Here is a 25,056-nt window from a genome sequence, read left to right as displayed (position 1 = left end):
CTCAGTGCCCCAGGATCTGGCTGAGGAATAGCTTGGTCCGGTCCGACCTCGGATTGTTGAAGAATTCCTCGGGCGCGTTCTGTTCTATGATCTGCCCCTGATCCATGAAGATCACGCGGTTCGCGACCTGACGGGCGAAACCCATCTCGTGCGTGACGCAAAGCATGGTCATCCCCTCTTCGGCGAGCTCGATCATCGTGTCTAGCACCTCCTTGATCATCTCCGGATCGAGTGCGGAGGTCGGCTCGTCGAAGAGCATGATGCGAGGTTTCATGCAGAGCGATCGCGCGATCGCCACGCGTTGTTGCTGCCCGCCGGAAAGCTGCCCGGGATACTTGTTCGCCTGATCGGGAATCTTGACCTTCTCGAGGAAATGCATCGCCGTCTTCTCGGCCTCGTGCTTGGGTGTCTTTCGGACCCAGATCGGTGCCAGAGTGCAATTCTCGAGAATCGTCAGATGCGGGAAGAGATTGAAGTGCTGGAAGCACATTCCGACTTCGGATCGGATGCGGTCGATGTTCTTTACATCCGATGACAGGATGGTGCCATCGACCTCGATCTTGCCCTGCTGATGTTCCTCCAACGCATTGATGCACCGGATCAGCGTCGACTTGCCCGAGCCGGACGGCCCGCAGATGACGATGCGCTCGCCGCGATGGACGGTAAGGTCAATATCGCGCAGCACGTGGAAGGTGCCGTACCACTTGTTCATACCCTGAATGTCGATCGCGATCTCGTCGGAGACCTTCATTCGGGACGTATCGACGTTGCGCTCTTCGGTGACGCTCATCATGGGCCTCCTTCTTACCGGCGATCGGTGGCGAGTTGACGCTCGAGCCACTGGGAATATTGCGAGATGCTGTAGCAGACGACGAAGAAGAGGAGCGCGGCGAAGCCGTAGAGCTCCCAGTAGACGCCGTTCCAGTCCGTCGAGGCGAGGATCGGACCGCGGATCATTCCCACCAGGTCGAACATTGAGATGATCGACACCAGCGTCGTGTCCTTGAAGAGCCCGACTGCGACATTGACGATCCCCGGAATCGAGATCTTGAGTGCTTGCGGAAGGATGATGAGCCGCATGCTCTGGGCATAGTCGAGGCCCAGACTCTCGGCCCCTTCGTACTGACCCCGTGGCAAAGCGGCCAATCCGCCGCGGATCACCTCGGCAATATAGGCCGATGCGAACATGGTGATCATGATGATCACGCGCAGGATGAGGTCGAAATTCGTACCCGGCGGCAGAAAGTAGGCCAACACGACATTCGCCACGAAAAGCAGCGTGATGAGCGGCACACCCCGGACGAATTCGATGAAGACGATGCAGATCCATTTGATAATCGGCAGACGCGATTGCCGACCGAGCGCGAGCAGGATGCCGATGGGCAGTGACAGCGACACGCAGACGACGCCGAGGATCATGTTCAGAACGAAGCCGCCCATGTCACGTGAAGCGACCTGCGGCAAAGCAAGGAAGCGTGGAGCCTCGGCCGTGACGAAACCGCCCAGCCACCAGACAACGAACGCCGCCACGACACCCCCGAAGAGCCCCATCGCAAAGCTGCGCGCGACGAGGCGTGAATAGACGACGTAGCCCGCCACGACACCGAACAGGGCCATGAGAGGAACCAGAATCGTGCCGCCCCAGATGAGCCAATAAGCGACGAACGGGTAGAGCAGCGTCAGTACCAGCAGTGGCCTAGGAACGGCCGGGAAGAGTATGGGTGCCGCCCCGACCAGCAGGAGGAAGAATGCCAGCGTCGGGCGCCAGTATTCCGTCGAAGGGTACGAGAAGCCGAAGAGCAACTGGTACCAACGGTCAGTCAGGACAGCGAAGCAGCCACCCACCCCGCCATCCGCGATCTCGCGACAATCCCGGATGCTTTCGGCCTGCCAGATCCCCCCGAGGAGCCACGGCAGAAACCCCGATAGCAGCACGTAGATCGCATAGATCGAAAGCAGCGTGAGGATCGCGTAGATCCAGTTGGAGAAGAGGTTCGCCCGCAGCCACTTGATGACGCCCGTCTCCCTCGCGGGCGGCTCTCTCTCGGGAAGGAAGCTGTCGCGGACGTAGCCCACGGATTCGGAATGCATGTCGCTCATGGATCAGCGCTCCTTCAAGGCCACGGAAGCGTTGTAGAGGTTCATCACCGCCGAGATGGACAGGCTGACGATGAGGTAGAAGAGCATGAGCAGGAGGATCGTCTCGATCGCGCGCCCCGTCTGGTTGAGCGTGATGCCCCCGAGCGTGGCGGTGATATCGGCATAGCCCACTGCGATCGCTAGGGAGCTGTTCTTGGTGATGTTCAGATATTGCGAAATCAGCGGCGGCACGATGACACGGAGCGCCTGAGGCAGGACGACGAGCGACATGACACGGCGCGGCCTGAGGCCCAGCGACGCCGCCGCCTCGGACTGGCCATGACTGACGGACAGGATCCCGGCACGGACGTTCTCGGCGATGAAAGCACCGGTATAGACCGACAACGCCAACCAGAGCGCGATGAGCGGCCGCTGCACCTGGAGCCCGCCGCCGAAGTTGAAGCCCTGAAGCTCGGGAATATCGAGCGACACGGGCTGCCCCATCGCGAAATAGGCGATCAGCGTCGGCAAGACGAGAATGCCCAGCGAGGGCCAGAAAGTCGGAAGTAGCGTTCCGTCGGAATAGAGGCGCGAGACGGCGTGACGGCGGTAGAGGACAACGCCGACGATCGAAATCAGGAAGACCGCGATCACGACCAGCGATCCGGGTCCCCAGACGGGCGCGGGCACATAGATACCGCGGTTGGTCGCCGCGATCATGCCGAACCACATCGTGCTGTCGGGATCGTCGCCACGAAAGGCCGAGGGCGCGGGCAATTGCTGGACCACGGTTCCGATCATCAGGATCCAGATGAGGACCGGCACGTTGCGGAATGCTTCGACGTAGGCGCTCATCAACTTGCGGACGAGCCAGTTCTTGGACAGACGCAACACCCCTGCGATCACGCCGATGACCGTCGCCGTGACGCAGGCCATGATCGAGACGAGAAGCGTATTGAGAAGCCCCACCACCGCCGCCCGCATATGGGTCGAACGACTCGAATATTCGATCAGCGATTGGTTGATGTCGTAATTAGCGGGATCGCCGAGGAAGCTGTAACTGATGTCGAGCCCGGCAGCCGCAAGATTGCGAACCAGGTTGATGCCCAGAAAGGCCATCAGCACGATGATGAGCACCAATGCGATGAACTGGAATGTCAGGCCGCGATAGCGCTTGTCGTTAAGCAGCATCGCCGGGCGGAATCCGCCGCCCTGCGGGTCCGTTACGCTAGCCATCGATGTTTCCCCGTCGGATCGGCGGATTTTGCAAGGACGTGTCGCCCCCGCTCCGCTCGTATAATCGTCGTATGGAAGAAGGGCGCGGAATGATCCGCGCCCCTGAATCGTCTTAGCGGAAGGGCGGTGCGTAAAGCAGCCCGCCTTCGGTCCACTGCGCGTTCAAACCGCGCGAGAGACCGATCGGGGTGTTCTCGCCAATGGTTTTCTCGAAGATCTCGCCGTAATTGCCGTTGGCGGCGATCGCGTTCACGGCCCAGTCGTTCGACAGGCCGAGCATCTCGCCCAGATTGCCCTCGGTGCCGAGCAGACGGTTGATCTCGGGGCTGTCGCCCGATGTCGAAGCCATGTCCGAGACGTTCGTCGAGTTCACGCCGAGTTCCTCGGCCGCGATCAGGGCGTTGAGCGTCCAACGCACGATGTCGCCCCACTCGTTGTCGCCGTGGCGGACGAGCGGACCCAGAGGCTCCTTGGAGATGACCTCAGGCAGGATGACGTGATCGCTCGGGTTCTCGAACGCCGCGCGGGTCGCGGCAAGGCCGCTCGCATCGGTGGTGTAGGTATCGCAGGCACCTGCCAGATATTGCTGCTGCGCCTCGGCGTTGGTCTCGATCGGGACGGGCTCATAGCTCATGTTGTTGCGGCGGAAGTAATCCGCGAGGTTGAGCTCGGTCGTCGTTCCGGTCTGCACGCAGACCGTCGCACCGTCCAGATCGCGGGCGGAGGTCACGCCCAACTCGGTCGGCACGATGAAGCCCTGACCGTCGTAGTAGTTGATCCCGGCGAAGTCGAAGTTGAGATCGTTGTCGCGGCTGAAGGTCCAGGTCGTGTTGCGCGAGAGCACGTCGATCTCGCCCGAAGCGAGGGCAGTGAAGCGGGTTTTCCCGGTCGTGGGCACGAATTCCACCGCCGAAGGATCGCCCAGCACGGCGGCTGCGACGGCACGGCAGAGCGACACGTCAAAACCTTCCCAATCGCCGCTGGCGTTCGGTGCCGAGAAGCCGGGCAGACCGGTGCTGACGCCACAATTGAGGGTACCTCGGTCCTGAACGTCGTTCAGTGTCTGGGCACCGGCGACCCCTGCCACCAGACCACTTACGGCGACGGCACCAAGAAATAGGGACTTCGTCATATTTACCTCTTCCTGATTTGTCCGCCCTCGTTCGGGCGGTTTACGTCCGATCCTGCGACCGGTTGGAGCGATTGCATATTTGATCGTCGAACGGAGGCAAGTCTGCGGCGATTGATAAGCGGAGGTCAAGCCGCTCACAACGGATGGTGATGAATCTCCGGGCGGAACGCTTAATCGTGGGGCGCTCTGTCCAGCAGAACGCAGCGGGGATCAGTCGGCGCGCGCGAGGCACAAGAACCGATGGGCTTGGAGAAAATCCGCCTTGCGCCGCTCGGCAGCCTCGGCTGCCTCTTCGTCGATACCCCATTCCTCGGCCTGCCAATCCTCATCAAGGCGCGACAACGACCAGATCGTCTCGGGCGGGCGGGCATCTTCGGCCGCGGCGAGGCCCAGGACCAACGATCCCGTCAGCGCGACGAGATCGTGGAACCCGGCAAGCTCGAACGCCGACATGTCCCGCATCGGTGCGGCGAGTTTCGACGTTGCATCCGGATCCTGCGCCACCGGCATGATGCCCGCAGTCGTGGAGAGCCGTGCACCATGGGCAGAAGCCGCCCAGTCAAGCAGCGGATCCCAGTGCTCCGCCTGACGCGCGACGAGAGCCTCGGGATGCTCGGCACGATAACTCAGAAGATCGGTGCCACCGTATTCCGCGAGCATCGCCTCGACCGCGTCGCGCTGCGGCATGATCTTGTCGATTGCGGAATTTGCCGTCCGGGTCACGGGCATGGACAAGGGGTCGACGGTCTCGCCCTGCGCATCCCATTCCTCGGCGATCGCAGTGGCAAGGGCCATCGTCGGTACGACCAGCGACGCCTTCGCGGGCGTCCGCATGGGGCGTGCGTCGAGCGTCACCGAATATCCGCCATCGGTCGGGATTGCATGAGCCGACGCCCAAAAGCGTTTCATCGTCCATTCGCTCATATCCGCGCTCCGGGATCCAGGAGATCCTCGAACGGATCGTCGGGAGCCTCCGACCTCTCCCATCCGAGGAAGTCCCAACTGTGGCGCATATGCGCCGGCAGCGGTGCGGTAACCGTCAGATCGGCCCCGGTGACGGGATGCCGCAAGCTCATCGACCTTGCATGGAGATGAAGCTTGCGGCCGATTTCCTCGCCCAGGCCTGCCCCCCATCCGTCGCCCAGGTTCTCCTGCGACGAGCCGCCATACTTGCCGTCGCCGATGATCGGATGGCCAAGCTCGGCCATATGGGCGCGAAGCTGATGCGTCCGACCCGTCACAGGCTCGAGCGCGAGCCACGAGACCCTGCCACCGAGGGCGGACAGCGTGGAATAGCGTGTCTCGGCCCGCTTTGCCCCCTCGGTATCGGCCACATCTCGAGGATGAACGCAGATCATCTTCTCGCCCTGCCCGCGCGCGCCATGGCCCGGTGCCTTCATCAGTCCGAACTTGACGATTCCGCGGCGCGGTTGCGGCGTACCGGCCACCGCGGCCCAGTAGATCTTGCGCGTGGCCTTGTGACGCATCGCCTCGGTAAGGCCCTTCGCCGCCATCCGCGTCCGGCCGAGCAGGAGCACGCCGGACGTATCCTTGTCGAGCCTGTGGACGAGCCTCGGCCTGTCCTCCATCCCGAAGCGCAATGCCTCGGACAACTGGTCGACATGGCGCGAGGTCTTGCTGCCGCCCTGTGTGGCGAGGCCGGCCGGCTTGTTCAGCACGATGATGTGGTCGTCGCGATAGATCACGGCATCGCGGATCATCTTCGCGTCCGCATCGCTGACATACGTCGTCGATCGCTGGACGGCTGGCGCGGCCTCTTCGGGCAACGGAGGAATACGCACTTCCTGCCCGGCGGTGAGGCGCGTGGCACCCTTGACCCGACCGCCATCGACGCGGATTTCGCCCTTGCGGCACATCTTGTCGATCCGACCCTGCGGGATGTGCGGGAAATGCCGGCGGAACCAGCGGTCGAGCCGCTGATCGCCCTCGTCTGCTCCGACGGTGAGCATCTGAACGGCACTCATGCGAAGGCTCCCCGTGCCAGGACAAGCCCCAGATAGAGCCCTCCGAGAGATGCGCCGACCGACAGGAGAACGTAGAGCGCCGCCTCGTTCATGGCCCCCCGCTCCAGAAGAGTAACGGTCTCGAGCGAGAAAGAGGAGAATGTCGTGAACCCGCCCAAAAGGCCCACGGCCAGGAAAGGCGAGAGATACGTCAGGCCGCGCTGCGCGGCCACCACCACGAAGACCCCCATCAGGAAAGAGCCCAGAACGTTTGCCGTGAGAACGCCGAGTGGGAGACCCGGACCAGTGGCACGGCTTACGGCGGAGGCAAGCAGAAACCGCAGACCGGCCCCGAGCCCGCCGCCGATCACGACCTGAAGAAGCGATGACATCATGTCCGTCTCCTCGGGCGGCGGGGCGCGATTGTCAATCGCCCGACCGGCGTGCGCGCTGTTTCACGAACCAGTCGAGACGCTTTTTCAGCTCGCGTTCGTAGCCGCGTTCGAGCGGCAGGTAATAGACGCCGCGTTTCATACCGTCGGGGAAGTAGTTCTGCCCCGAAAATCCGTCCTCCGCATCGTGGTCGTAGGCGTAGCCGGTGCCGTAGCCTTCGTCCTTCATCAGTTGCGTGGGTGCGTTGAGGATATGCTTTGGGGGCGGCTCCGATCCGGTCTTCTTCGCAGCCGACCGCGATTGCTTGTAGGCGACGTAGCCGGCATTCGATTTCGGTGCGAGCGCCAGATAGGTCACTGCCTGCGCGAGGGCGAGTTCCCCCTCGGGCGAGCCCAGACGTTCGTAAGTTTCCCAAGCATCGAGGCATTGGCGCTGCGCCTGGGGGTCAGCAAGGCCGATATCCTCGATCGCCATGCGGGTGACGCGCCGTGCGAGATAACGCGGATCCTCGCCGCCTTCGAGCATCCGCGACAGCCAGTAGAGCGCGGCATCGGGGTCCGACCCGCGTACCGATTTGTGCAATGCCGAGATCAGATTGTAATGGGCATCGCCGGACTTGTCGTACTGCGCCGCGCGTCGCATGAGACGTGTCGTCATCGCATCGGTCGCAAGCGGTGCCTCGACCTTCCACGATGCGATCTGCTCCACGAGGTTCAGGAGCGCGCGCCCGTCTCCGTCCGCCATCCCGAGAAGCGCCCGACGGGCATCCGGCTCCAGCGGCAGCTTTCGCCCGAGGTCATCTTCGGCTCGATTGACAAGCCTGTCGAGATCGCCCTCGCCCAGCCGTGTGAGAACCAGGACCTGAGCGCGCGAAAGCAGCGCCGCATTCAGCTCGAAGCTAGGATTCTCGGTCGTCGCCCCTACGAGGAGGATCGTTCCATCCTCCATATGCGGCAGAAAGCTGTCCTGTTGCGCCTTGTTGAAACGATGGATCTCGTCGACGAAAAGGAGTGTCCCCTGCCCGTTCCGATGCCGCATCTTGGCCGCATCGAAGACCTTCCGAAGATCCGGCACACCGGTGAAGATCGCACTTATCTGGACGAAATGCAGATCGGTCTCGTCAGCGAGCAATCGCGCGATCGTGGTCTTCCCGACACCGGGGGGCCCCCAGAAAACCAGCGAGGACAGTGCCCCGGAATTGAGCATGACACCGAGAGGCCCATCCTCGCCCAAGAGCTGCTCCTGGCCGATGACCTGCGCGAGGCTTCGCGGACGCAGGCGATCGGCCAGGGGCCTCGGAGCCGCATCGGCCGCCTTCGGATCGGGCGTGGTGTCGAAAAGATCAGCCATGCGTCCGATGTAGGCGACCGAGCCCTTATCGGCCAGAGAAACGAGCAGGCGTAATGTCAGCCTGCTTTCAATTCATCGACTTGGCGAAGTTCATGGATACGACCTGATTCATGATGCCCTCGATCTCCATCGCTGGACCCATGGCCGTCATGTCGACATTGACGCGCTTCGCCCAACGCGGCCAGTTCGCATTCAGAAGGGTCAGGCAGGACGTAGCCCCGACGCCTTGCGCGGATTTGGCAAGTTCCATGACCAGTTGCGCATGTACCAAGCGACGACGCGAAGCCGGCACGTGATGGGATACGAACAGGCGTGAACTTTCCCAGACGGTTTCGGCCACGGGAGCCTCGTCGTAAAGCAGGTTCGACGGGATCGAGTCCAGAAGCCCCCGTTGGGCATCGCGGATCATGTAGGTGTAGATGCCGCATTTCGCCGTCGTGGGCGTCAGACGGTTGCCGGCCAGGATCTGGCCATCATCGTCGTGCACGACCACCCACCTGCTCGCAGGCGTGTCGTACTGGTCGAACTCCATTCCCAAGGCATGCGGCAGATCCCAGCGATTGTGCTGAATGAACCATTCGTGACGCGCGCGAAGCATGTTCGCGAAAAGTTCGCCGTGCTGGTGAATGTTTTCGAAAGAGAGAGTAGTCGTACGCATTATGAGCCTCCTTAATGCACTCGGAGGGGAAACCCCTACGAACCAAATCTATCGTAAGGCGTTTTTTATGCGAGACGTCTCATGATCGCGGCGTCAATTTACAGCAACTTGTAATCTTTAGCGCGCTGAACAGCCTCAGCAGTTGTGCGGGCCATGAGCTTTTCCCGCGCGGCGGAAAGCCTGAGTTTGAAAGCACTTTCGGAAATTCCAAGCATCGCGGCAGCAGCGGTATGGCGGTGACCGTCCGCAACGCATTTCAATGCCTCGATCTGGGCGCGTGTCAGATGCACATCCGGATCTGCCATGGAATGCAGATTTCTGGTAATCGTTTCTATTTCGGCGATCTCGGCATCGGAGAATTCCCTATCGCCTCGAGCGATGGATCCGACCGTCCGTGAGACTATCGGCCCGGCAGATACAGTAACGCCGTAATTAAGTCCGAACTTTCGCGCTTCGTCGAATATCTTGAATGGATCAGGAATACGAGGATTGGACCATCGCGTTGCACCGGTCGTCGCGAAACTCCATGCAGTCATCGGATCCCGAAGGACATAGCCCTTCTGCTCGTACTGCTGAGTCCAATCGTCGGGATATGTCAGGAAGAACATCAGAGGCGTCGTAAATCGAATATGGAGGGCGAGGTAATATCCCGCCTTCGCAAACTCGTCGAGCTTCATCAGCTCGGCATCGAAGCTATTCCTGTCGAACATACCGCAATCTCACGAATTCCGAGCGCGGCGGCAATGACGATCGAAGCAAACCGGTGATAAGTAACCCAAGGTAAGGCATGTATGCCACCCCGCAACGCAGGGTGGCACGAGATCGATCAATCGATTTCTTCCGCCTCAAGGCGGGCCCGATCGGCCGCGCCTTTGGCGTCGATGTCACGGTCGACGAATTCGATGATCGCCATGGGAGCCATGTCGCCGTAGCGAAACCCAGCTTTGAGAACACGAACATAGCCGCCCTGCCGATCGGCGTAACGCGGCCCGAGCACGTCGAACAGCTTCTCTACATGAGAATCCTGCTTCAGACGGCTCGCAGCCTGGCGGCGAGCGTGCAGATCGCCACGCTTGCCGAGCGTGATCATCTTCTCGACCACCCGCCGCAGCTCCTTGGCCTTTGGCAGCGTCGTCTTGATCTGCTCGTGTTCGATAAGCGATCCGGCCATGTTGGCGAACATGGCCTTCCGGTGTTCGTGGGTTCTGTTGAGGCGGCGATATCCGCGAGCGTGACGCATGTGTTCAATCCTTCACTTTGCTTTGTCCGGGGGCCCGTGCGTGCGGTCCCCTCTCCTATTGGGGCGGAATGCCCATTCTGTTCACCGTTCGGAAACAATCCCGAACGGCAATTTTCGAATCAGAAGTTGTCTTCGAACTTCTTGGCGAGATCCTCGATGTTCTCCGGCGGCCATTCCTCGACGTCCATCCCGAGGTGAAGCCCCATCCCGGAAAGCACTTCCTTGATCTCGTTCAGAGATTTACGACCGAAGTTCGGAGTGCGAAGCATTTCGGCTTCGGTCTTCTGGATGAGGTCGCCAATATAGACAATGTTGTCGTTCTTGAGGCAGTTGGCCGACCGGACCGACAACTCGAGTTCGTCCACCTTCTTGAGAAGCAGCGGATTGAACTCCAGACCGTCTTCGTCGTCGTGCCGCGACGCGCTTTCAGGCTCGTCGAAGTTCACGAAAATCGAGAGCTGGTCCTGCACGATGCGTGCGGCGAAGGCCACGGCATCCTCGGGCGTGACCGATCCGTCCGTTTCCACCTTCATCGTCAGTTTGTCATAATCGAGGACCTGACCTTCGCGGGTCGGCTGAACGTCATAGCTGACCCGGCGGACGGGCGAGTAGATCGCGTCGATCGGAATAAGCCCAATCGGTGCATCTTCTGGGCGGTTCTTGTCCGCCGAGACGTAACCCTTACCGTTCGCGACGGTGAGCTCCATGAAGAGATCCGCTCCATCGTCGAGATGACAGATCACGTGATCCTTATTGAGGATCGTGATGCCCTGACTGACGGAGATGTCACCCGCGGTCACGATCATCGGACCTTTCGCAGAGATCGAAACGCGCTTCGGCCCCTCGACCTCCATTTTGACGGCAACGCCCTTGAGGTTCAGGACCACATCGGTCACGTCTTCGCGGACACCGGCGATGGAGCTGAACTCGTGCAGGACGTTGTCGATCTGGACAGACGTGATCGCGGCACCCTGGAGAGACGACATAAGGACACGCCGCAGAGCGTTACCAAGCGTCAGACCAAATCCTCGCTCGAGCGGCTCGGCGATCACGGTCGCCTGACGCGAACGGTCGTTGCCGGGCTTCACCTCGAGCTGCGACGGCTTGATCAGTTCCTGCCAGTTTTTGTGAAGCATGGTGTCTCCTCAATTCTCGTCGGGCCGCTCATGCGGGGCGGGCCGACACCCGAGGGTTAAAATGACGGCGCAGGGCCGCGCAGCACGGCGCGACCCCGCAAAGTTCGAGGATCCGGATCAGACGCGACGACGCTTCGGCGGACGGCAGCCGTTGTGAGCCATCGGGGTCACGTCGCGGATCGACGTGATGTTGAAGCCCGCCGCCGCCAGTGCGCGCAGCGCGGATTCACGACCCGATCCCGGGCCCTGCACTTCGACTTCGAGCGTGCGGACGCCATGCTCCTGTGCCTTGCGGCCAGCATCTTCGGCGGCCATCTGCGCGGCATAGGGGGTCGATTTCCGCGACCCCTTGAAGCCCATCGTGCCGGCCGACGACCAAGAGATCGCGTTGCCCTGCACGTCGGAAATCAGGATCTTGGTATTGTTGAAAGAAGAATTCACATGAGCAACGCCTGCGGCGATGTTCTTGGAGACCTTCTTCTTGACGCGACGATCACGTGCCATGGATCAGCCTCCTTATTTCTTCTTGCCGGCAATGGCCTTCGCGGGGCCTTTGCGCGTGCGGGCATTGGTATGGGTGCGCTGACCGCGAACCGGAAGATTCCGGCGGTGCCGCAGACCGCGGTAGCAGCCGAGGTCCATCAGGCGCTTGATGTTCATCTGGGTCTCGCGACGCAGGTCGCCTTCGACCGTATAGTTCTCGTCGATGTATTCACGGATCTTTACGACATCGGTGTCACTCAGCGCGTTCAGGCGCTGCGACTTGTCGATACCGACGGCGTCGCAGATCGCGTTCGCCGCGCTCGGACCGATGCCGGTGATGTACGTGAGGGCCACGGGGACCCGTTTGGCTGTGGGGAGGTTTACCCCTGCGATTCGTGCCAAGACGTCTCTTCCTTTCGTTGCGGGCCCGTCATCCCAGGCCCTTTTTTCACAACGGAAGCCCGAGGGTTTCCCCGCGGGCTGCTGTCGAATTTGTGGCTCGCTCTCAACGGGAAAACCCGATAGGTTGCGATTCCTTTTAAGGATGGTGCGCAATAGTGCGGATCGATCGTGTCGTCAAGGCCGTGGCCAAATCAATCAGCCATCGAGACATTTGTCGATTTCCACGCCGACCTCATCGATATCGGCAAGGCCGTCGATCCGACGCAGTTCACCCTTGGCATAATAGTAACCGATGAGTGGCGAGGTCTTCTTGTAATACTCAAGAAGCCGCTGCTTCAAGCTATCCTCGTTGTCATCACCGCGTCGTGTAAACTCGGTCCCACCGCAATTCGAGCACCTGCCATCCTCGGGAATCGGCTTCGTTTCGTCGTTGAAAACCTCACCGCAGGAGGCACAGACGGAACGTGCGGTGATCCGGCGGACGAGCGCCTCGTCGTCCACCTGCATTTCTATCACGGCATCGAGGGCCTCACCATGGCGCGCCAACAAGTCAGCCAACGCGTCGGCCTGTGCGAGCGTGCGGGGAAACCCGTCGAAGATAAGCCCGCCCTTCGCCTTGCCGTCGAGCTTTTCCTCGATCAAACCAATGACGATTTCGTCGGTCACCAGCTCACCACGATCCATGATCTCGGCAACGCGGCGGCCCATATCGGTGCCGCTCACCTTAGCGTCTCTCAACATGTCGCCGGTTGAAAGCTGGATCATATCGCGCTCAGCCACCAGGCGACGCGCTTGCGTTCCCTTGCCCGCTCCGGGCGGTCCGAGAAGAATGATGTTCATCGACGGCTTCCTCCCCGGACGGGCTTCTTACCGCTACGCTTCTTGCCACGCAGTTGGGATTTCTCGATCAGACCCTCGTACTGATGTGCGAGCATATGCGACTGGACCTGCTGGATCGTGTCCATCGTGACGGACACCACGATAAGTACGGAGGTACCACCGAAGTAAAACGGAACCGCGAATTGGGCCCGGATGATCTCCGGCAGCAGACAGACAGCAGCGAGGTATCCCGATCCAAGCACCAGAATCCGGGCAACGACGTAATCGAGATATTCCTCGGTACGCTTTCCGGGGCGGATGCCGGGGATGAAGCCGTTCTGGTTCTTCAGGTTCTCGGCAACATCCTCAGATTTGAAGGCGACGTTCGCGGTATAGAAATACGTGAAGAAGACGATCATACCGCCGAAGAACAGCAGGTAGAGCGGCTGCCCCGGACCGAAATAGGCCAGGATCGTCGACATCACGGGCCCGCTTTGCCCGCCGGAGAACGTCGCGAGGGTCGTCGGCAGCAGCAGAAGCGACGAGGCGAAGATGGCCGGGATCACGCCTGCCGGGTTCACCTTGATCGGCAGGTGCGATGAACCGCCGTCATAGACCTTCATGCCAACTTGGCGACGGGGATACTGGATGTGGATCTTGCGCAGGGATCTTTCCATGAAGACCACGAAGGCGATCACCGCCACGACCATGACAATCACGCCGACGATCACTGCGGGGCTGATCGCTCCAGATCGTCCGCTTGCGAAGAACTGCGCGAGCGCCGCCGGAACTTCGGCGATGATGCCCACGAAGATGATGAGCGAGATGCCGTTGCCGATGCCGCGCTGGGTGATCTGCTCGCCCAGCCACATGAGGAACATCGTGCCGCCGACGAGCGTGATCACGCAGGCCGCTCGGAAGAACCAGCCCGGGTCGGTGACGAGGCCGCCGGCCTCGAGACTGACCGCAAGGCCATAGGCTTGGAAGGTTGCCAGGAAGACTGTCCCGTACCGGGTGTACTGGTTGATCTTTTTGCGGCCCTGCTCTCCCTCTTTCTTCAGCTGCTCGAGCTGAGGAACCATCGCCGTGAGAAGTTGCACGATGATCGAGGCGGAGATGTAAGGCATGATTCCGAGCGCGAAGATCCCCATTCGGGAGATCGCACCGCCGGTGAACATGTTGAGAATTCCGCCGATGCCGGTCGCGGCCTGCTCCATGAAGTTGCGGAGCTCGTTGCCGTCGATGCCCGGCACGGGAATGTAGGTCCCGAGACGATAGACGCACAGTAGGCCCAGGGTGAAAAGGATACGCGAGCGCAGCTCGGTCGCCTTGCCGAAGGCGCCCCAGCTCATGTTCGCCGCCATCTGTTCGGCTGCTGATGCCATTGGGTCTCTCTCAGAAAGATGACGCCGCGCGAACCGGTTTTCGGGCTCGCGCGGCGTGTTGAAAACCTAGGCGGTTATGTACGCGCCCTGACCGACGCTCACAACCGTTTACTCGGAAGCCCGCGATGCCGCGACGGTAAGTGTCCCTCCGGCCTTCTCAACCGCTTCGATCGCCGATTTCGATGCGCCCGACACGGTCATCTGAACCTTCGAAGTGATTTCTCCCTTCGACAGAACACGGATCCCGTCACGCTTCCGACGCACCAGACCCGAATCAACGAGTTCGTTTTCGGTGATCTCTTCGCCAAGCTTTCCAGCATCGATGAACTTCTGGATGAGGCCCAGATTCACGACGGCATACTCGTTGCGGTTGGGCTTGTTGAAGCCGCGCTTCGGCAGGCGCTGGTAGAGCGGCATCTGCCCGCCTTCGTAACCGTTGATGGCCACACCGGAACGGCTCTTTTGACCCTTGATACCGCGGCCGGCGGTCTTGCCCTTGCCCGATCCGGGGCCACGGCCGACGCGCATCCGCTTCTTTGCTGCACCTTCGTTGTCGCGAAGTTCGTTCAGTTTCATGTCGCTTACTCCTTTTGCCGGACGCGCACCCCCAGCGACGGGAGTGGTGCGGACACGGCTATGTGAATCGACCGATGCAGTGATCGGCGTATGGCTCCTAACGCACGACTAGCGCAGGAGCAAGCATTCCGGTCGATCATCATCACAGCTAGGCTAAGCTGAAGCCTGACTTATAGAATGAGAAGATCGAGCGTTAGAGCGGTACGACACTTAAGATCGAGAGGAAGTCAGTAGACTGCGTGGTTTTTTCCCCTGACGTCATATGTCGGTGACAAGCTGAAAGGTCGGCGATCTCTGAGTGAATTGGCGGTATCGAACGAGGAACTGCATCCAGCCGAAACCGGCATGATGGCCGGCACGGACACGACGGAGGAAGCACGTCAGCGCATCACCGCCACCGAAAGTGGAGCGAATCCGGATTTTGAGCTGTCGCGGCTCGATCCGCGGGAGGCCAATGACGGGGCGACCATCCGACATCAGTTTCAGGATGTTCTGGAGGGTCACGCCGTTCCCCCGACCGGACGGCCGAAACTTTCCAGTCTCTCGTACGGAATCATTCCGGCTTACGATCGTGGGTTCTTCTCCGTACCACCGATCGGCCTCCGATATTTCGGCCACTGGCTGACCGATGGTCTTGCCACGTAATATTTCCGGAGGGAAAGCGAAATGCTGGTGCTTCCATACCCGTCCGACTGGCAACACGCTGCAGATTATGTTCGGCATATGGATCTTCATCCGCTCCGCGAGCCCCGCGCATTCTTTCGCGAGCTCACCGTCTGCACTGAGATTGGAATGAACGAGAACCGCCGGAGTCGCATGAAGCGGCTTTCCGCGGATATACGGGACCGTATCACGGCCAGCAATTGCAAGCGTGTCTATCTCAGCCGGGGAAAGTCGGGAGTTACCCGCGAGCTCGCCAATGAAAGCGAAATCGCAGCCATTCTTGAAGACAACGAATTCGTAAAGATTTCCGTTTCAGCCCCTCCGTCCCAAATTCGGAAAGCGCTACGCGACGCAGATATATGCGTTTCCATGGAGGGGAGCCATGTAGCTCATGCAATTCTCGCTCTTCCCGAACGGTCTCGACTCGTGATTATAAATCCTGGCGATCGGTTCGTGACGATTTTCGCCGATTACGCGACACTCGTGGGGAAACGCATCAGCTATCTCGTTCCAGAAAAGCGAGAAAACGGCCATCACCTCCTCAGGACTGATCTCCGAGAAGCGTTGACCGACGCTGCACCGTAGTTCTCAATGCGACTATCTGAAATGCGAATGCCCCACGTGGGGGCATTCGGTCTCTCGTTCTGGTCGCGACAAGCTCAGTCGCGTTCTTCCACAATCTGAACCAGGTGCGGAATGCTATCCACCATCCCGCGGACGGAAGGCGTGTCCTCGAGTTCACGCGTCCGGTGCATCTTGTTCAGCCCAAGGCCCTTCAGCGTGGCACGCTGGCTCTGGGGACGGCGGATGGGGCTGCCCACCTGCTTGACGACAATCGTCTTGGCCATGTTCAGGCCTCCTCTGCGACTTGGACGGATGCCTCTGGCGCTTCGTCACGACGCGGCAGAATATCGGCGACTTTCTTGCCACGGCGCTGCGCAACCGAACGCGGAGAAGTCTCGTTGACGAGGCCGTTCAGCGTGGCGCGGATCATATTGTAAGGGTTCTGCGATCCCAGGGACTTCGCAACAACGTCTTGCACGCCGAGCATTTCGAAGACGGCACGCATCGGACCGCCGGCGATGATTCCGGTACCCTGAGACGCCGTCCGCATGATAACCTTGCCTGCGCCGTGACGGCCGTAGACGTCATGGTGGAGAGTACGCCCGTCGCGCAGCGGGACGCGGATCATGTTACGCTTCGCAGATTCGGTGGCCTTGCGGATCGCCTCGGGGACCTCCTTGGCCTTGCCCTTGCCGAACCCGACACGTCCACGCTGATCGCCCACGATGACGAGCGCGGCGAAACCGAAGCGCTTGCCGCCCTTTACGGTCTTCGACACGCGGTTGATCGCGACGAGGCGATCGGCAAATTCCGGGGTTTCCTCACGCTGGTTGCGGCGGCCGCCCCTGTTGTCGTCTCTTGCCATATCTGGCTCCTTGCTGTCCCCGTAAGGGGCGTATCATCCGATCCCGGTGGGCCGAGAGGACCCCCTGATCATCGAGACGGCATCAACCGTCTGCAAATTCGGGGGGATGCCCTGAGGCACTCCCCCTATTCATCAAAGCTTCAGACCACCTTCTCGGGCAGCATCAGCCAAGGCCTTGATCTTGCCATGGAACAGGAAACCGCCCCGGTCGAAATAAGCATGCTCGATGCCGGCCTTCTTGGCACGTTCGGCAATCGCCTGTCCGACCTTCGCCGCCGCCTCGACATTGTTCTTGCCGAGGATGCCAAGATCCTTCTCCAGCGACGAGGCCGAGGCGAGAGTGATGCCCTGAACGTCGTCGATCAGCTGAACGCTGATGTTCTTGTTGCTGCGATGCACGCTCAACCGGGGACGTCCCGAATTGACCGCACGCAGTTTGTTCCGAACGCGCAGGCGGCGCTTCAGAAACAGATCTCTCTTGCTGTTTGCCATCTCGCGTTCCTTACTTCTTCTTGCCTTCCTTGCGGAAGATAAACTCGCCCTTGTAGCGAATGCCCTTGCCCTTGTAGGGCTCGGGACGACGCCAGTCGCGAATGTTCGAGGCAACCTGCCCCACCACCTGCTCGTCGATCCCTTCGACCGTGATCTCGGTCTGCTTGGGCGCGGTGATCGTCACACCTTCGGGCACGGCGAAGTCGACATCGTGGCTGAGCCCGAGGTTGAGCTTCAGGACGTTGCCTTGCATCTGTGCGCGGTAACCAACACCCTGGATCTCGAGATCTTTCCTGAAGCCCGTGCTGACGCCCGTGACCAGGTTCTGAACCATCGTGCGGCTCATTCCCCATTGCTGGCGCGCGCGCTTGGACTTTCCGCGCGGGGTGACCGTCACCTTGCCGTCGTCGATGGCGAGCGTGACGTCGTCGGTGGCGGTGAAGCTACGGGACCCTTTCGGTCCCGTGACTTCGATCTTCTGGCCGTTCAGCTTGGCCTCCACACCGGAGGGCAGCTCGACGGGTCGTTTTCCGATACGAGACATTTCAACCCTCCTTAGAATACCGTGCAGAGAACTTCGCCGCCGACATTCGCCGACCGTGCGGCCGCATCCGACATCACGCCCTTGGGGGTCGAGACGATGGAGACGCCGAGGCCCTGACGAACCGACGGAATGGTGCTGACACCGGCATAGACACGGCGACCGGGCGTCGAAACGCGTTTGATGTCCTTGATGACCGGAGCACCCTCGTAATACTTGAGGCTGATCTCGATCGCAGGATGCCCGTCGGGACCGGTGACGGTCTCGTGGCCACGGATGTAGCCTTCGTCGGCCAGCACATCCAACACCCAGCCCCGAAGCTTCGAGGCAGGAGTCAGGACGGTCGACTTGCGGCGCATCTGCGCGTTGCGGATCCGGGTCAGCATATCACCGATAGGATCGTTCATATCAAAACCCTCCTTACCAGCTCGACTTGACCATGCCAGGGATCTGCCCGTCGGAACCGAGGTCCCGAAGCGCGATCCGCGACATCTTCAGTTTGCGATAATATGCGTGCGGACGCCCGGTCAGCTGGCACCGGTTGTGCAGGCGCGTCGCCGACGAATTGCGCGGAAGCTTCGCGAGCTTCAGCTGCGCCTTGAAGCGCTCTTCCATCGGCTTGCTCTCGTCCCGCGCGATATCCTTGAGCTCGGCACGTTTGGCGGCATAACGATCCACCAGGGCCTGACGCTTCTTTTCGCGCTCGATCATTGCTTTCTTCGCCATGAGTTCGATCCTCTCAGCTGTTGAAGGGCATGTTGAAATGCTTCAACAGCGCTTTGGCTTGGGCGTCGTCCGACGCGGTTGTGCAGATCACGACATCAAGACCCCAGACCTCATCGACCTTGTCGAAGTTGATCTCGGGGAACACGATGTGCTCGCGAATGCCCATGGCGTAGTTGCCGCGGCCGTCGAAGGACTTGCCGTTCACGCCGCGGAAGTCGCGGACGCGGGGCAGCGCGATGGTGATCAGACGGTCGAGGAATTCGTACATCCTATCACCGCGCAACGTCACCTTCGCGCCAAGCGGCATGTCTTCGCGCACACGAAAGCCGGCGATCGATTTTTTCGCCTTCGTCACAACTGCTTTCTGACCGGCGATAGCCGTCAGGTCGTCGGCGGCCGACTTGGCCTTCTTGCTGTCGCGGACCGCCTCGGAACCGGCACCGATGTTCAGCACGATCTTGTCGAGACGCGGGATCTGCATCGAGTTCTTGAGGCCGAACTCTTCCTGCAGCTTCGCACGGATCTCGTCCTGATAGACACTGCGCAGGCGCGGCGTGTAATTTGCTGTATCGAGCATCAGATCACGTCTCCCGTGGTCTTGGCAAAGCGGACCTTCTTGCCGTCTTCCACGCGGAAGCCGACCCGGCTGGCCTTTCCGTTGGAATCGACAATGGCCAGATTGCTCAGATCGATCGGCATGGCTTGCGGAACACGCCCGCCCTGCGAGGTCTGGCTCTGCTTCGTGTGGCGGATCGCGATGTTGATCCCGTCAACGACTGCCTTGCCGGCCGAAGGGTTGACGGACTTGATCTCGCCCTGCTTCCCCTTGTCCTTACCGGCAAGCACGACGACGTTATCGCCCTTCTTGAGTTTTGCGGCCATCACAGCACCTCCGGCGCGAGCGAGATGATCTTCATGAAGTTCTTCGCGCGCAGCTCGCGAACCACCGGCCCGAAAATACGGGTCCCGACGGGTTCGTTGTTGTTGTTGAGGATGACGGCGGCATTCCGATCGAAGCGGATCGCGGTTCCGTCGTCGCGGCGGACCTCCTTGGCGGTGCGAACGACGACGGCCTTGCGGACGTCACCCTTCTTCACGCGACCGCGCGGAATGGCTTCCTTGACAGAGACGACGATGATGTCGCCCACGGACGCATATTTGCGCTTGGAGCCGCCGAGGACCTTGATGCACTGCACCCGGCGTGCGCCGGAATTGTCAGCGACATCCAGATTTGATTGCATCTGGATCATGGATTATGTCTCCCGACCTTTGGGGCGGGCCCTGCCCGTTCCCCCCAGGGTTTCGATATGTCGCGGGACGGTCGATCCGCCCCGCCAGGACCGCCCGATTAGTGGGCAGCCTCGTTCGCGTCGTGACGTGCAGCGTCTTCTTTCTGCTGCACCTTGGCATGTTCTTCACGGGCGCGGCGATCGGCCTCGATCATCTCGGGCGTCATGACTTCCCAACGCTTGGACTTCGAGCGGGGAGCACATTCCTGGATACGCACCAGATCGCCGACATTGACGGAGTTGCCTTCGTCATGCGCGCGGTATTTCTTCGACTTCCGGATCGTCTTCTTGAGAACCGGATGCGTGAAGCGGCGCTCGACAGAGACAGTGACGGTCTGTTCGTTCTGGTTGGAGGTGACGGTGCCTTGCAGAATACGTTTGGGCATCTCTTAAGCCTCCGACTGCGCCGCGCCAGCGGCCTTTTCGTTCAGGATCGTCTTAACCCGCGCAACGTCGCGGCGAACGACGCGCATACGCGCCGTATTCTCGAGCTGATTGGTTGCAGCCTGGAAGCGCAGATTGAAGGCTTCCTTCTTGAGCGCGCCGAGCTGGTCACGGAGCTCGTCCGGGGTCTTGCCCCGAAGTTCTTCGGCTTTCATCGCCGTTCCTTTCGTCAACATCACCGGCGGGCCGCGCGAGCACGTCACCCCGAATCCCGGTGGAGATGGATGAAGCGGCCGTATAGGCTGCAGTCTTCGCCTTGGCAACCCCTCGCTTGCAGACCAATGCAGTAGAAGCCAACCAGCAGATCATAGATGTGCCAAACGGATCGGGCCGCCCGAAGGCGACCCGACAGTCTTGACTTATGGTGACCAGATCAGGCTTTGGACGCCTTGCGCTTGCGACGCATGGCGATCACGCCACCGATACCCGCAACGTAGAGAAGGCCGGCCGCGGGAAGCGGAATGGCTGCGGTGGTGGTCTGGAACGTCACCTGGTTCCCGCCGCTGCCCGCCATGCCGTTCAGGAAGAACGACAGACGATCGCCGGCACCAAGATTGAAGTCGAGCTCGCTCGATCCGGTCCGGTTTCCGGACGGATCGATACCGAGGCTCATACGCTCGCCGTCATTCAGCGCGTAGCTCAGGTCGATCGTGTTGGCGCTCGGGTCGCCGGCACTGGCGTTGAAGGGGTTGATGGTGATGCTCGTGCTTGAGCGAAGCGCTTCGGTCGCTTCGAAAAACACGAAGGCACCGTCGAAATCTTCGAATGCAGTCGCCCGTGCGAATGCGCCCCCGGCCTGACCGGCCGAGAACGAGGCCGGTTCGTAGTTGACGACCGTCATCGCGTTGGCGGACGAAATGGCCGCGACAGAGATCGCAGCAGCGGCAGCAAGTTTCTTGATAAGCATGGTATTCGTTACCTCCGTAAAAGCGGATACCCATCCGGCACCCTTAAGGGTTTTTTAACTTCTTCCGTGCTCGCTTCAACGTACTACCGGTTGCAAAATCTGTTTCTCTCACCGCATCAATTAACCATAGCTTACAACGCGCTGTTAACATTCATCTAATCCTGACATCAAAGGTTCAGGATGACGAAATGGTTCTGCTGCGGTCATTCCCAGCGGTAGTTGAAGCTGATGCTGATGCGCTCTTCCTCGCTCATGTTCATCGGGACTTCGTGTCTCAGCCATCCTTCCCACAGAATCACGTCTCCGATCTCCGGGGTGACATAGGCGAATTGCCGGATGGAAGGGTCCGCGTCTTTCCGACGAGGCGGTGCCGCCATCATCATCGGCAGGCGGGGATCCTCGAACCTGATTGCCGAAGTGCCCTCCGGCATCGCCACGTAGGTCGTTCCGGAAATCACCGAGTGCGGATGGATATGCCCGCTATGGCTGCCGCCTTCGGGCAGGATGTTGATCCAAATATCCTCGAGAACCAGCTTCCTATCCCCGAGGTCGAAGCCCAAAGTCTCGGCAAACGACGCAACATGGGTATCGAGAGACCTCACGACGTCCGCAAAGATCGAAAACCTCCAGGGCAAATCGCTTAACGAAGCATAACTCGTATAGCCAGGAAAAGCGTTCTCCTCGCACCATGCCTGACCCGCCTCGTCATCATCCGCGATCGAAAGACACGACGTTTCAAGTTCCGAGGTCGATACCGACGGCTCATGGTCCGACAGCTTCGCGCAGTAGAGCTGCGTCACGAATAGAGGGGTGATTTCGGACATTGACCTTCTCCTGGCTTTGGTAGGGGCGGTCAGGCAGGTCCCGATACCGCCGGATCCAAATGGACGTTGAATGAAAAAAGCTCCCGCGGGGTCACCCACGGGAGCTTCCAGTCTTTTCAGCACGCATCCCGTTCGGGATTTACCAATCCTCGCGAACGACCGTGCGCGTTTTGATCGGCAACTTCATGGCGGCAAGGCGCAGGGCCTCACGGGCCACAGTCTCGCCGACACCGTCGATCTCGAACATAACGCGGCCAGGCTTGACCTTCGCCGCCCAGAAGTCGACCGAACCCTTGCCCTTACCCATCCGGACTTCGACCGGCTTCGAGGTGACGGGCACATCCGGGAAGATCCGGATCCAGACCCGACCCTGACGCTTCATATGGCGCGTCATGGCACGACGTGCGGCCTCGATCTGACGGGCAGTGACGCGCTCGGGCTCAATCGCCTTGAGGCCGAAGGTCCCGAAATTCAGATCGGATCCACCCTTCGCCTCGCCGCGAATACGGCCCTTGTGCATCTTGCGAAACTTAGTGCGCTTCGGCTGTAGCATCTCGCGTCCTCCTTAGCGGCGGCCGGCGCCGCGAGGCGTCGGTCCGTCCTGCAGTTCCTGGGCACGGCGATCGCGGGCAGAAGGATCATGCTCGAGGATCTCGCCTTTGAAGATCCAGACCTGAATCCCGATGATCCCGTAAGCCGTCTGCGCCTCGACGCGCGCGAAGTCGATATCCGCCCGCAACGTATGGAGCGGCACGCGACCTTCGCGATACCATTCGGTCCGGGCGATCTCCGCACCGCCGAGACGACCGGCAAGGTTCACGCGAATACCGAGCGCACCCATGCGCATCGCGTTCTGGACCGAACGCTTCATTGCCCGGCGGAACGATACACGACGCTCGAGCTGCTGGGCGATGCTCTCGCCGACCAGTGCTGCGTCAAGCTCCGGCTTGCGCACCTCGACGACATTGAGGTGAAGCTCGCTCTGCGTCATCGCCGCAAGCTTGCGGCGCAGGGTTTCGATATCCGCGCCCTTCTTGCCGATGATGACGCCCGGACGGGCCGTGTGGATCGTGACGCGGCACTTGCGGTGCGGACGCTCGATGATCACGCGGCTGATGCCGGCGGCCTTGCATTCGGTCTTGATGAACTCGCGGATGCGGATGTCTTCGAGGAGAAGATCACCGTAATCCTTCGTGTCGGCATACCAGCGACTGTCCCAGGTCCGGTTGACCTGCAGGCGCATTCCGACGGGATTTACCTTGTTACCCATTAGGCTTGCTCCTCGACCTGGCGGACCTTGATGGTGAGTTCAGAGAACGGCTTGATGATGCGTCCGAACCGGCCACGGGCACGCGGACGTCCGCGCTTCATGGTCAGGTTCTTGCCCACATAGGCCTCGGCCACGATCAGCTCGTCCACATCAAGGTTGTGATTGTTCTCCGCGTTGGCAATCGCCGATTGCAGACACTTGCGCACGTCATCCGAAATGCGCTTGTGCGAGAACGTGAGATCGTTGAGCGCCTTCTCGACCTTCTTTCCGCGGATAAGCGCGGCCAGGAGGTTGAGCTTCTGGGGGCTGGTCCGCAGCATGCGCACCTTTGCCATGGCTTCGTTCTCTCCCACGCGACGGGGGTTCTTCTGCTTGCTCATTTGCGCTTCGCCTTCTTGTCGGCGGCGTGGCCGTAATATGTCCGCGTCGGGCTGTATTCGCCGAACTTCTGACCGATCATCTCTTCAGAGACGTTCACCGGGACATGCTTCTTGCCGTTATAGACGCCGAAGGTGAGGCCCACGAACTGGGGCAGGATGGTGGAACGGCGCGACCAGATCTTGATGACCTCGTTGCGACCGCTCTCGCGGGTTTTTTCAGCCTTCTTGAGGACGTAGGAGTCGACAAAAGGGCCCTTCCAGACGGAACGCGACATCTATCAGCGTCCTTTCTTCTTGGCGTGACGCGAGCGGATGATGAGGCTCTGCGACGCCTTGTTTTTGTTACGGGTCCGGGCACCCTTCGTGGGCTTGCCCCATGGCGTCACCGGGTGACGGCCACCCGAAGTCCGACCTTCACCACCACCATGCGGGTGATCGATCGGGTTCATGACCACACCACGCACGCTGGGTCGAATGCCCCGATTTCGCGACCGGCCGGCCTTGCCGAAGTTCTGGTTCGAGTTGTCGGGGTTGGACACGGCACCGATGGTGGCCATGCATTCCTGCCGGACCATCCGCAATTCGCCCGAACTCAGGCGGATCTGAGCGTAACCCCCGTCCCGACCCACGAATTGCGCGTAGGTCCCCGCCGCACGGGCGATCTGACCGCCCTTGCCCGGCTTCAGTTCGATATTGTGGATGATCGTTCCGATCGGCATGCCCGAAAACGGCATCGCGTTGCCCGGCTTGACGTCGACCCGCTCGCCCGAAACGATCTTGTCGCCGACGGCGATCCGCTGCGGAGCGAGGATGTAACGCTGCTCGCCGTCCTGATACTGGATCAGTGCGATAAAGGCTGTCCGGTTGGGATCGTACTCGATCCGCACTACGACGGCTTCCATCTCGTGCTTGCTGCGCTTGAAGTCCACGATGCGGTAAAGACGCTTCGCGCCACCGCCCTTGCGGCGCATCGTGATACGTCCGGTGTTGTTACGACCGCCATTCTTGGTCAACCCTTCGGTGAGGGACTTGACCGGACGGCCTTTCCACAGCTCCGAACGGTCGATCAGCACCAGCCCGCGCTGGCCAGGCGTCGTCGGCTTGTACGACTTGAGTGCCATGCTTTCTGTCTTCCGTTGTGTGGCGGCCCCTTTCGGGTCCGCGGTTCAAGGGCCCCGAAGGTCCCCGTTCTTGCCGGGCCTGCCGGCCCGAGTTCATCTCGCGCTGTTCACGGCGTC

At 60.7% G+C, this 25,056-nt stretch carries 37 protein-coding genes; 2 read left to right on the top strand and 35 right to left on the bottom strand.

What is annotated here, in order from left to right; genetic code table 11:
• Position 1 precedes the first annotated feature (1 nt).
• The 17 genes from RVY76_RS01700 to rplO all read right to left on the bottom strand — a co-directional run bounded on the left by RVY76_RS01700 (position 2) and on the right by rplO (position 14,853).
• Positions 2–790: an amino acid ABC transporter ATP-binding protein gene (locus tag RVY76_RS01700; protein WP_317376693.1), complete on the bottom strand. Its 789-nt coding sequence runs from the start codon at positions 788–790 to the stop codon at positions 2–4.
• 14 nt (positions 791–804) lie between these two features.
• Positions 805–2,100 (bottom strand): amino acid ABC transporter permease, encoded by a 1,296-nt coding sequence (locus RVY76_RS01695; protein WP_317375390.1) that lies wholly within the window; start codon positions 2,098–2,100, stop codon positions 805–807.
• Positions 2,101–2,103: 3 nt separating this feature from the next.
• A complete protein-coding gene (locus tag RVY76_RS01690) occupies positions 2,104–3,315 on the bottom strand; it encodes an ABC transporter permease subunit (RefSeq protein ID WP_317375388.1) in 1,212 nt (403 codons plus the stop codon).
• Between the two features lie 112 nt (positions 3,316–3,427).
• Entirely contained in the window at positions 3,428–4,447 is a 1,020-nt protein-coding gene (locus RVY76_RS01685) for an amino acid ABC transporter substrate-binding protein (protein ID WP_317375386.1), read from the bottom strand.
• A gap of 210 nt (positions 4,448–4,657) precedes the next feature.
• Positions 4,658–5,356, bottom strand: a complete 699-nt coding sequence (locus tag RVY76_RS01680; RefSeq protein WP_317375384.1) for an ATP12 family chaperone protein — start codon at positions 5,354–5,356, stop codon at positions 4,658–4,660.
• Between the two features lie 11 nt (positions 5,357–5,367).
• The gene (locus RVY76_RS01675; RefSeq protein ID WP_317375383.1) at positions 5,368–6,432 is read right to left on the bottom strand and encodes an RluA family pseudouridine synthase; all 1,065 of its coding nucleotides are present in this window, start codon (positions 6,430–6,432) and stop codon (positions 5,368–5,370) included.
• The gene (gene crcB, locus RVY76_RS01670; protein ID WP_317375382.1) at positions 6,429–6,806 is read right to left on the bottom strand and encodes a fluoride efflux transporter CrcB; all 378 of its coding nucleotides are present in this window, start codon (positions 6,804–6,806) and stop codon (positions 6,429–6,431) included. The genes RVY76_RS01675 and crcB overlap by 4 nt, the downstream gene beginning before the upstream one ends.
• Before the next feature lie 31 nt (positions 6,807–6,837).
• Positions 6,838–8,154: a replication-associated recombination protein A gene (locus RVY76_RS01665; protein WP_317375380.1), complete on the bottom strand. Its 1,317-nt coding sequence runs from the start codon at positions 8,152–8,154 to the stop codon at positions 6,838–6,840.
• 67 nt (positions 8,155–8,221) lie between these two features.
• Complete coding sequence (locus RVY76_RS01660; protein WP_317375378.1) at positions 8,222–8,812, bottom strand: acyl-homoserine-lactone synthase; 591 nt, start codon at positions 8,810–8,812, stop codon at positions 8,222–8,224.
• A 98-nt stretch (positions 8,813–8,910) separates the two neighbouring features.
• The gene (locus tag RVY76_RS01655; protein ID WP_317375377.1) at positions 8,911–9,522 is read right to left on the bottom strand and encodes an autoinducer binding domain-containing protein; all 612 of its coding nucleotides are present in this window, start codon (positions 9,520–9,522) and stop codon (positions 8,911–8,913) included.
• 116 nt (positions 9,523–9,638) lie between these two features.
• Positions 9,639–10,052 carry a 50S ribosomal protein L17 gene (rplQ, locus tag RVY76_RS01650; RefSeq protein WP_317375375.1) on the bottom strand — a complete coding sequence of 138 codons (414 nt, stop codon included), beginning with the start codon at positions 10,050–10,052 and terminating at the stop codon, positions 9,639–9,641.
• Between the two features lie 119 nt (positions 10,053–10,171).
• The gene (locus tag RVY76_RS01645; protein WP_317375374.1) at positions 10,172–11,188 is read right to left on the bottom strand and encodes a DNA-directed RNA polymerase subunit alpha; all 1,017 of its coding nucleotides are present in this window, start codon (positions 11,186–11,188) and stop codon (positions 10,172–10,174) included.
• A 117-nt stretch (positions 11,189–11,305) separates the two neighbouring features.
• Entirely contained in the window at positions 11,306–11,692 is a 387-nt protein-coding gene (gene rpsK / locus RVY76_RS01640; protein WP_073128416.1) for a 30S ribosomal protein S11, read from the bottom strand.
• 12 nt (positions 11,693–11,704) lie between these two features.
• On the bottom strand, positions 11,705–12,073 hold the full coding sequence (gene rpsM, locus RVY76_RS01635) for a 30S ribosomal protein S13 (RefSeq protein ID WP_317375372.1): 369 nt from the start codon (positions 12,071–12,073) through the stop codon (positions 11,705–11,707).
• Positions 12,074–12,268: 195 nt separating this feature from the next.
• Positions 12,269–12,913 (bottom strand): adenylate kinase, encoded by a 645-nt coding sequence (locus tag RVY76_RS01630; RefSeq protein ID WP_317375371.1) that lies wholly within the window; start codon positions 12,911–12,913, stop codon positions 12,269–12,271.
• On the bottom strand, positions 12,910–14,277 hold the full coding sequence (gene secY / locus RVY76_RS01625; protein ID WP_317375369.1) for a preprotein translocase subunit SecY: 1,368 nt from the start codon (positions 14,275–14,277) through the stop codon (positions 12,910–12,912). Before secY ends, RVY76_RS01630 begins: the two co-directional genes overlap by 4 nt.
• Positions 14,278–14,385: 108 nt before the next feature.
• Positions 14,386–14,853 carry a 50S ribosomal protein L15 gene (gene rplO, locus RVY76_RS01620; protein WP_317375367.1) on the bottom strand — a complete coding sequence of 156 codons (468 nt, stop codon included), beginning with the start codon at positions 14,851–14,853 and terminating at the stop codon, positions 14,386–14,388.
• Between the two features lie 303 nt (positions 14,854–15,156).
• Here rplO and RVY76_RS01615 point away from each other — a divergent pair, with 303 nt between their 5' ends.
• Both RVY76_RS01615 and RVY76_RS01610 read left to right on the top strand, forming a co-directional pair.
• A complete protein-coding gene (locus tag RVY76_RS01615; RefSeq protein WP_317375366.1) occupies positions 15,157–15,498 on the top strand; it encodes a hypothetical protein in 342 nt (113 codons plus the stop codon).
• A 21-nt stretch (positions 15,499–15,519) separates the two neighbouring features.
• Positions 15,520–16,101: a glycosyltransferase 61 family protein gene (locus RVY76_RS01610; RefSeq protein WP_317375364.1), complete on the top strand. Its 582-nt coding sequence runs from the start codon at positions 15,520–15,522 to the stop codon at positions 16,099–16,101.
• Between the two features lie 74 nt (positions 16,102–16,175).
• Here the strand turns inward: RVY76_RS01610 and rpmD are convergent, their stop codons facing one another.
• The 18 genes from rpmD to rplB all read right to left on the bottom strand — a co-directional run bounded on the left by rpmD (position 16,176) and on the right by rplB (position 24,939).
• Complete coding sequence (rpmD, locus tag RVY76_RS01605; protein WP_317375362.1) at positions 16,176–16,364, bottom strand: 50S ribosomal protein L30; 189 nt, start codon at positions 16,362–16,364, stop codon at positions 16,176–16,178.
• A 2-nt stretch (positions 16,365–16,366) separates the two neighbouring features.
• Positions 16,367–16,945: a 30S ribosomal protein S5 gene (rpsE, locus tag RVY76_RS01600; RefSeq protein WP_317375361.1), complete on the bottom strand. Its 579-nt coding sequence runs from the start codon at positions 16,943–16,945 to the stop codon at positions 16,367–16,369.
• 132 nt (positions 16,946–17,077) lie between these two features.
• Positions 17,078–17,437 (bottom strand): 50S ribosomal protein L18, encoded by a 360-nt coding sequence (gene rplR / locus RVY76_RS01595; RefSeq protein WP_317375359.1) that lies wholly within the window; start codon positions 17,435–17,437, stop codon positions 17,078–17,080.
• Between the two features lie 10 nt (positions 17,438–17,447).
• Positions 17,448–17,981 carry a 50S ribosomal protein L6 gene (rplF, locus tag RVY76_RS01590; RefSeq protein WP_317375357.1) on the bottom strand — a complete coding sequence of 178 codons (534 nt, stop codon included), beginning with the start codon at positions 17,979–17,981 and terminating at the stop codon, positions 17,448–17,450.
• Positions 17,982–17,992: 11 nt separating this feature from the next.
• Positions 17,993–18,385 carry a 30S ribosomal protein S8 gene (rpsH, locus tag RVY76_RS01585; protein ID WP_317375355.1) on the bottom strand — a complete coding sequence of 131 codons (393 nt, stop codon included), beginning with the start codon at positions 18,383–18,385 and terminating at the stop codon, positions 17,993–17,995.
• A gap of 13 nt (positions 18,386–18,398) precedes the next feature.
• Positions 18,399–18,704 carry a 30S ribosomal protein S14 gene (gene rpsN / locus RVY76_RS01580; protein ID WP_317375353.1) on the bottom strand — a complete coding sequence of 102 codons (306 nt, stop codon included), beginning with the start codon at positions 18,702–18,704 and terminating at the stop codon, positions 18,399–18,401.
• Positions 18,705–18,717: 13 nt separating this feature from the next.
• The gene (gene rplE / locus RVY76_RS01575; RefSeq protein WP_317375351.1) at positions 18,718–19,281 is read right to left on the bottom strand and encodes a 50S ribosomal protein L5; all 564 of its coding nucleotides are present in this window, start codon (positions 19,279–19,281) and stop codon (positions 18,718–18,720) included.
• On the bottom strand, positions 19,281–19,586 hold the full coding sequence (gene rplX / locus RVY76_RS01570) for a 50S ribosomal protein L24 (protein ID WP_317375350.1): 306 nt from the start codon (positions 19,584–19,586) through the stop codon (positions 19,281–19,283). The genes rplE and rplX overlap by 1 nt, the downstream gene beginning before the upstream one ends.
• Positions 19,586–19,954 (bottom strand): 50S ribosomal protein L14, encoded by a 369-nt coding sequence (rplN, locus tag RVY76_RS01565; protein WP_317375348.1) that lies wholly within the window; start codon positions 19,952–19,954, stop codon positions 19,586–19,588. The genes rplX and rplN overlap by 1 nt, the downstream gene beginning before the upstream one ends.
• Before the next feature lie 98 nt (positions 19,955–20,052).
• On the bottom strand, positions 20,053–20,379 hold the full coding sequence (gene rpsQ, locus RVY76_RS01560; RefSeq protein WP_317375347.1) for a 30S ribosomal protein S17: 327 nt from the start codon (positions 20,377–20,379) through the stop codon (positions 20,053–20,055).
• A 3-nt stretch (positions 20,380–20,382) separates the two neighbouring features.
• A complete protein-coding gene (gene rpmC / locus RVY76_RS01555; protein WP_317375346.1) occupies positions 20,383–20,592 on the bottom strand; it encodes a 50S ribosomal protein L29 in 210 nt (69 codons plus the stop codon).
• Between the two features lie 218 nt (positions 20,593–20,810).
• Positions 20,811–21,344, bottom strand: coding sequence for a VPLPA-CTERM sorting domain-containing protein (locus tag RVY76_RS01550; RefSeq protein ID WP_317375345.1), 534 nt, complete (start codon positions 21,342–21,344; stop codon positions 20,811–20,813).
• Positions 21,345–21,547: 203 nt separating this feature from the next.
• Positions 21,548–22,168: a TIGR02466 family protein gene (locus RVY76_RS01545; protein WP_317375344.1), complete on the bottom strand. Its 621-nt coding sequence runs from the start codon at positions 22,166–22,168 to the stop codon at positions 21,548–21,550.
• A gap of 139 nt (positions 22,169–22,307) precedes the next feature.
• On the bottom strand, positions 22,308–22,721 hold the full coding sequence (gene rplP, locus RVY76_RS01540; protein ID WP_317375343.1) for a 50S ribosomal protein L16: 414 nt from the start codon (positions 22,719–22,721) through the stop codon (positions 22,308–22,310).
• 12 nt (positions 22,722–22,733) lie between these two features.
• Positions 22,734–23,438: a 30S ribosomal protein S3 gene (gene rpsC / locus RVY76_RS01535; RefSeq protein WP_317375342.1), complete on the bottom strand. Its 705-nt coding sequence runs from the start codon at positions 23,436–23,438 to the stop codon at positions 22,734–22,736.
• Positions 23,438–23,818 carry a 50S ribosomal protein L22 gene (rplV, locus tag RVY76_RS01530; protein ID WP_317375341.1) on the bottom strand — a complete coding sequence of 127 codons (381 nt, stop codon included), beginning with the start codon at positions 23,816–23,818 and terminating at the stop codon, positions 23,438–23,440. Before rplV ends, rpsC begins: the two co-directional genes overlap by 1 nt.
• Positions 23,815–24,093: a 30S ribosomal protein S19 gene (rpsS, locus tag RVY76_RS01525; RefSeq protein ID WP_317375340.1), complete on the bottom strand. Its 279-nt coding sequence runs from the start codon at positions 24,091–24,093 to the stop codon at positions 23,815–23,817. The genes rplV and rpsS overlap by 4 nt, the downstream gene beginning before the upstream one ends.
• A 3-nt stretch (positions 24,094–24,096) precedes the next feature.
• Positions 24,097–24,939 (bottom strand): 50S ribosomal protein L2, encoded by an 843-nt coding sequence (gene rplB / locus RVY76_RS01520; protein ID WP_317375339.1) that lies wholly within the window; start codon positions 24,937–24,939, stop codon positions 24,097–24,099.
• Positions 24,940–25,056: the final 117 nt, after the last annotated feature.

Origin of the sequence: Palleronia sp. LCG004, from assembly GCF_032931615.1 — a bacterium.
Classification (GTDB): domain Bacteria; phylum Pseudomonadota; class Alphaproteobacteria; order Rhodobacterales; family Rhodobacteraceae; genus Palleronia.
Note: the sequence above shows the minus strand (reverse complement) of the source record. Positions and strands in the feature narration are given on the sequence as shown.

What these genes read in the sequence shown, in the direction of transcription:
- RVY76_RS01700 (WP_317376693.1), bottom strand. Translation starts at nt 790, where the DNA reads ATGAGCGTCACCGAAGAGCGCAACGTCGATACGTCCCGAATGAAGGTC.
- RVY76_RS01695 (WP_317375390.1), bottom strand. Translation starts at nt 2,100, where the DNA reads ATGAGCGACATGCATTCCGAATCCGTGGGCTACGTCCGCGACAGCTTC.
- RVY76_RS01690 (WP_317375388.1), bottom strand. Translation starts at nt 3,315, where the DNA reads ATGGCTAGCGTAACGGACCCGCAGGGCGGCGGATTCCGCCCGGCGATG.
- RVY76_RS01685 (WP_317375386.1), bottom strand. Translation starts at nt 4,447, where the DNA reads ATGACGAAGTCCCTATTTCTTGGTGCCGTCGCCGTAAGTGGTCTGGTG.
- RVY76_RS01680 (WP_317375384.1), bottom strand. Translation starts at nt 5,356, where the DNA reads ATGAAACGCTTTTGGGCGTCGGCTCATGCAATCCCGACCGATGGCGGA.
- RVY76_RS01675 (WP_317375383.1), bottom strand. Translation starts at nt 6,432, where the DNA reads ATGAGTGCCGTTCAGATGCTCACCGTCGGAGCAGACGAGGGCGATCAG.
- crcB (WP_317375382.1), bottom strand. Translation starts at nt 6,806, where the DNA reads ATGATGTCATCGCTTCTTCAGGTCGTGATCGGCGGCGGGCTCGGGGCC.
- RVY76_RS01665 (WP_317375380.1), bottom strand. Translation starts at nt 8,154, where the DNA reads ATGGCTGATCTTTTCGACACCACGCCCGATCCGAAGGCGGCCGATGCG.
- RVY76_RS01660 (WP_317375378.1), bottom strand. Translation starts at nt 8,812, where the DNA reads ATGCGTACGACTACTCTCTCTTTCGAAAACATTCACCAGCACGGCGAA.
- RVY76_RS01655 (WP_317375377.1), bottom strand. Translation starts at nt 9,522, where the DNA reads ATGTTCGACAGGAATAGCTTCGATGCCGAGCTGATGAAGCTCGACGAG.
- rplQ (WP_317375375.1), bottom strand. Translation starts at nt 10,052, where the DNA reads ATGCGTCACGCTCGCGGATATCGCCGCCTCAACAGAACCCACGAACAC.
- RVY76_RS01645 (WP_317375374.1), bottom strand. Translation starts at nt 11,188, where the DNA reads ATGCTTCACAAAAACTGGCAGGAACTGATCAAGCCGTCGCAGCTCGAG.
- rpsK (WP_073128416.1), bottom strand. Translation starts at nt 11,692, where the DNA reads ATGGCACGTGATCGTCGCGTCAAGAAGAAGGTCTCCAAGAACATCGCC.
- RVY76_RS01630 (WP_317375371.1), bottom strand. Translation starts at nt 12,913, where the DNA reads ATGAACATCATTCTTCTCGGACCGCCCGGAGCGGGCAAGGGAACGCAA.
- secY (WP_317375369.1), bottom strand. Translation starts at nt 14,277, where the DNA reads ATGGCATCAGCAGCCGAACAGATGGCGGCGAACATGAGCTGGGGCGCC.
- rplO (WP_317375367.1), bottom strand. Translation starts at nt 14,853, where the DNA reads ATGAAACTGAACGAACTTCGCGACAACGAAGGTGCAGCAAAGAAGCGG.
- RVY76_RS01610 (WP_317375364.1), top strand. Translation starts at nt 15,520, where the DNA reads ATGCTGGTGCTTCCATACCCGTCCGACTGGCAACACGCTGCAGATTAT.
- rpmD (WP_317375362.1), bottom strand. Translation starts at nt 16,364, where the DNA reads ATGGCCAAGACGATTGTCGTCAAGCAGGTGGGCAGCCCCATCCGCCGT.
- rpsE (WP_317375361.1), bottom strand. Translation starts at nt 16,945, where the DNA reads ATGGCAAGAGACGACAACAGGGGCGGCCGCCGCAACCAGCGTGAGGAA.
- rplR (WP_317375359.1), bottom strand. Translation starts at nt 17,437, where the DNA reads ATGGCAAACAGCAAGAGAGATCTGTTTCTGAAGCGCCGCCTGCGCGTT.
- rplF (WP_317375357.1), bottom strand. Translation starts at nt 17,981, where the DNA reads ATGTCTCGTATCGGAAAACGACCCGTCGAGCTGCCCTCCGGTGTGGAG.
- rpsH (WP_317375355.1), bottom strand. Translation starts at nt 18,385, where the DNA reads ATGAACGATCCTATCGGTGATATGCTGACCCGGATCCGCAACGCGCAG.
- rpsN (WP_317375353.1), bottom strand. Translation starts at nt 18,704, where the DNA reads ATGGCGAAGAAAGCAATGATCGAGCGCGAAAAGAAGCGTCAGGCCCTG.
- rplE (WP_317375351.1), bottom strand. Translation starts at nt 19,281, where the DNA reads ATGCTCGATACAGCAAATTACACGCCGCGCCTGCGCAGTGTCTATCAG.
- rplX (WP_317375350.1), bottom strand. Translation starts at nt 19,586, where the DNA reads ATGGCCGCAAAACTCAAGAAGGGCGATAACGTCGTCGTGCTTGCCGGT.
- rplN (WP_317375348.1), bottom strand. Translation starts at nt 19,954, where the DNA reads ATGATCCAGATGCAATCAAATCTGGATGTCGCTGACAATTCCGGCGCA.
- rpsQ (WP_317375347.1), bottom strand. Translation starts at nt 20,379, where the DNA reads ATGCCCAAACGTATTCTGCAAGGCACCGTCACCTCCAACCAGAACGAA.
- rpmC (WP_317375346.1), bottom strand. Translation starts at nt 20,592, where the DNA reads ATGAAAGCCGAAGAACTTCGGGGCAAGACCCCGGACGAGCTCCGTGAC.
- RVY76_RS01550 (WP_317375345.1), bottom strand. Translation starts at nt 21,344, where the DNA reads ATGCTTATCAAGAAACTTGCTGCCGCTGCTGCGATCTCTGTCGCGGCC.
- RVY76_RS01545 (WP_317375344.1), bottom strand. Translation starts at nt 22,168, where the DNA reads ATGTCCGAAATCACCCCTCTATTCGTGACGCAGCTCTACTGCGCGAAG.
- rplP (WP_317375343.1), bottom strand. Translation starts at nt 22,721, where the DNA reads ATGCTACAGCCGAAGCGCACTAAGTTTCGCAAGATGCACAAGGGCCGT.
- rpsC (WP_317375342.1), bottom strand. Translation starts at nt 23,438, where the DNA reads ATGGGTAACAAGGTAAATCCCGTCGGAATGCGCCTGCAGGTCAACCGG.
- rplV (WP_317375341.1), bottom strand. Translation starts at nt 23,818, where the DNA reads ATGAGCAAGCAGAAGAACCCCCGTCGCGTGGGAGAGAACGAAGCCATG.
- rpsS (WP_317375340.1), bottom strand. Translation starts at nt 24,093, where the DNA reads ATGTCGCGTTCCGTCTGGAAGGGCCCTTTTGTCGACTCCTACGTCCTC.
- rplB (WP_317375339.1), bottom strand. Translation starts at nt 24,939, where the DNA reads ATGGCACTCAAGTCGTACAAGCCGACGACGCCTGGCCAGCGCGGGCTG.